This is a genomic window from Weissella sp. DD23 (genome assembly GCF_001579105.1).
GTDB lineage: Bacteria > Bacillota > Bacilli > Lactobacillales > Lactobacillaceae > Weissella > Weissella cibaria.
Genome location: NZ_KQ970392.1, coordinates 148349 through 150942, shown reverse-complemented (window position 1 = coordinate 150942; position 2594 = coordinate 148349). Strand labels below are relative to the sequence as shown.

The following is a 2594-nucleotide window of genomic DNA, read 5'->3' as shown; positions in this document are numbered from 1 at the left end:
GACGTGAGAAGATCCAGTCACGCAAGCGGTAGTTAACTTGCTTGTGACCAACACCTTGTTCTTCCAACCAAGCAATCGCCTTGTCGATAGCTTCTTGCTTACCCATGCCGTCCAAGAAACCTGAGTTGATGTGCTCACCGTCACCTGTGTAGGCTTCGTCGGCAATATCGCCCCCAGCCAATACTTGGCGCATTGGCAAGTCGTACTTCTTCGCAAACTCGTAGTCACGCGTATCGTGCGCAGGAACTGCCATAATAGCACCCGTTCCGTATGACGCCAAGACATAGTCACCAATCCAGATCGGCAATTCTTCGCCGTTCATTGGGTTAATGGCGTATGCACCAGTGAAGACACCGGCCTTATCCTTGTTCAAGTCTGTACGCTCCAAATCTGACTTTGAAGCAATTGACTTCTTGAAGGCTTCGATAGCTTCCTTTTGGTCGTCAGAAACAATTTCTGATACCAACGCATGTTCTGGTGACAACACAAGGTATGTCGCACCAAACAACGTGTCAGCACGCGTTGTAAAGACTTCAACTTCGGCATCTGAATTCTTCACCTTGAAGTTAACAGAAGCTCCGATTGAACGACCAATCCAGTTACGTTGTTGTTCCTTGATAGCATCTGGCCAATCTACATCATCCAAATCTTCCAACAAACGGTCCGCGTAAGCCGTAATCTTCAATGCCCATTGACGCATTGGGACACGGTAAACTGGGAAGCCACCACGCTCCGTCTTACCATCAATGATTTCTTCATTGGCAACAACCGTACCACCATTGTAATCAGGGGCCCAGTTAACCATGATTTCATCTTCGTAGGCCAAACCCTTCTTGTACAATTGTTCGAAGATCCATTGCGTCCACTTGTAGTACTTAGGGTCCGTCGTGTTAACCTCACGTGACCAGTCATATGACAACCCAAGCGTCTTCATTTGGCGGCGGAAGTTCTTAACGTTCTTTGCCGTCACAACACGAGGATCTTCACCCGTCTTAATTGCGTACTCTTCAGTAGGCAAACCAAACGCGTCGAATCCCATTGGGTGCAAAACGTTAAACCCTTGCATACGCTTCATACGTGAAACGATATCAGTTGCCGTGTAACCCTCTGGGTGTCCAACGTGCAGTCCCTGTCCTGATGGGAATGGGAACATGTCCATTGCAAAGAACTTTTCCTTTGAGTGGTCTGATGACGTCTTAAAGGTCTGATTCTCTTCCCAGAAGCGTTGCCACTTCTTTTCTACTTCTTTGTGTTGATATGCCATTATCGATAACCTCACTTTAATGTTCTAACTTTAACAAAAAAACCGCCTTATTTCAATGAACAAGCGGGGTTAACCACTCGAACATTCAGCCGAATTGAGACGTCATTTTGTGATAGACTGAGTTTATGAAATTTTTAATGTGAAAGGAGCTGTCGCATATGTCCCAAATGCGTAAATTCGACTACCTGCAACTTGGTGTCGCAATTGCGGGTTTGCTGATGTTTATCTTTTTAGCGTTTGGTTATACACACCACCTGGGCTATATCGATTGGATTGACCAATTTGGGTTCAAACACATTCGTGAACCCCTAACCCCTGAACGGTCTTGGTTTTTCCGTAACATCACCCGTGGTGGTAATACAAAATGGACCGCCTTGGTCATGGCCATCACCGCCATTATTGCCTTGCTAATCCGTAAAATTGACGTTGCTGTCTTTATGGTCGTCAATGTCGGTGTCTTTGGTCTTGGCGTAATGATGTTAATGAAACATATCTTTCATCGTCCCCGTCCTGACATTTATCATGTCATTGCACAAGGTGGCTATTCCTTCCCATCCGGGCATGCACTAAATGCTGTGTTACTATATGGTTCATTGATAGTTTTAGTTCACTACTATCTAAAGAAGCAGGACCAATTGCGCTACGCCTTCATGACACTCTTTGGCGCGTTGGTTTTCGCTATCCCCATTAGCCGTGTCTACTTAGGCGTGCACTACTTGTCCGACGTCTTGGCCGGCTTTAGTTTAGGCGTTTTCTTTTTGATTATGTCTAAGGAACTTATTTTTAAATATCGAACACGAGAGGTTTTCGAACATGCGATCAACCCAGAACCTAGCGCAAATCACGCTTAACGAATACTTAGTCCCCGGCGATTTGGCAATTGACGCCACCATTCGTCACGGTGATATCACGCGTTTCTTGGCTAGCCGTGTTGGCGACACCGGTAAGGTATTGGCCTTTTCAGATGTCAAAGCTGAAATTGATGACGTCGCAACCTCACTATTTTTGAGTGGTTTGCACAATCGCGTTGAACTTATCAGCAAGGATTTTTCTGCCATTACGAACTACCTGGAACCAACAACACCCGTTGCGGCTGCATTGTTTCAAGTCGATGAAACTATGGATGCCACAACCCTAACGAACACCGTTAAGATGTTATTAATGGTGTTGAAGACAAACGGTTTGGTTTTGTTGCTATCAGATAACCCAGCTAACTTAGTTGCGGCACAAGAATATGTGGCACAATTACCAACCGATTCTTACAATGTCCACAAGTACGAAGACATTTTGACTGGCGAAACTGCTTTGCTTGTTCAACGTCGTTAAAAAA

3 protein-coding genes are annotated in these 2594 nt (G+C 45.4%); 2 read left to right on the top strand and 1 reads right to left on the bottom strand.

Annotation, left to right across the window (positions count from 1 at the left end):
- Window positions 1–1264 (bottom strand): leucine--tRNA ligase (gene leuS / locus WEIDD23_RS05040; protein ID WP_082778312.1); only part of this gene is annotated, 1264 nt, incomplete at its 3' end.
- Window positions 1265–1422: 158 nt separating this feature from the next.
- Here leuS and WEIDD23_RS05035 point away from each other — a divergent pair.
- Window positions 1423–2115 carry a phosphatase PAP2 family protein gene (locus WEIDD23_RS05035; protein ID WP_010370775.1) on the top strand — a complete coding sequence of 231 codons (693 nt, stop codon included), beginning with the start codon at window positions 1423–1425 and terminating at the stop codon, window positions 2113–2115.
- Window positions 2078–2590 (top strand): hypothetical protein, encoded by a 513-nt coding sequence (locus WEIDD23_RS05030; RefSeq protein ID WP_043708989.1) that lies wholly within the window; start codon window positions 2078–2080, stop codon window positions 2588–2590. Before WEIDD23_RS05035 ends, WEIDD23_RS05030 begins: the two co-directional genes overlap by 38 nt.
- Window positions 2591–2594: the final 4 nt, after the last annotated feature.

Coding starts and splice junctions, on each gene's coding strand:
- WEIDD23_RS05035 (WP_010370775.1), top strand. CDS start 1,423: ATGTCCCAAATGCGTAAATTCGACTACCTGCAACTTGGTGTCGCAATT.
- WEIDD23_RS05030 (WP_043708989.1), top strand. CDS start 2,078: ATGCGATCAACCCAGAACCTAGCGCAAATCACGCTTAACGAATACTTA.